Source organism: Neorhizobium alkalisoli, from assembly GCF_002968635.1.
In the GTDB taxonomy this organism is placed as follows: domain Bacteria; phylum Pseudomonadota; class Alphaproteobacteria; order Rhizobiales; family Rhizobiaceae; genus Neorhizobium; species Neorhizobium alkalisoli.
Genome location: NZ_PVBN01000047.1, coordinates 1 through 426 on the forward strand (window position 1 = coordinate 1; position 426 = coordinate 426).

Sequence of the window (426 nt, forward strand, 5' to 3'; positions counted from 1 at the left end):
CGGCAAGGCCGACGACCACATCGCGCGTGCCACCGCGATCCGCGAGGCCTCGGCACGTGCGGGCCGGCCTGTGGGCATCCTCGCCGACCTGCAGGGTCCCAAGATCCGCGTCGGCAGGTTCGCCGGCGACCGGGTGCATCTGCACAAGGATGCGGACTTCATCCTCGACGCGCACTGCGAGCTGGGCGACACCACGCGCGTCGGCCTCGACTACAAGAACCTGCCCAGGGACGTGAAGCCGGGCGACGTCCTGCTGCTCGACGACGGCCGCATCAAGCTGGTGGTCAATCGCGTCGTCGGCGCGGAGATCCACACCGCCGTGCGCGTCGGCGGCGAGCTGTCCAACAACAAGGGCATCAACCGCCAGGGCGGCGGCCTCACCGCACCGGCGCTGACCGCGAAGGACATGGACGACATCAAGACCGC

Annotated in this window: 1 protein-coding gene; it reads left to right on the plus strand. The window is 70.0% G+C overall.

Going from position 1 to position 426, the window contains the following annotated elements; genetic code table 11:
* Positions 1 to 426, plus strand: a 426-nt coding sequence (locus C5L13_RS28485) for a pyruvate kinase (RefSeq protein ID WP_245571530.1), incomplete at both ends; no start/stop codon positions are given.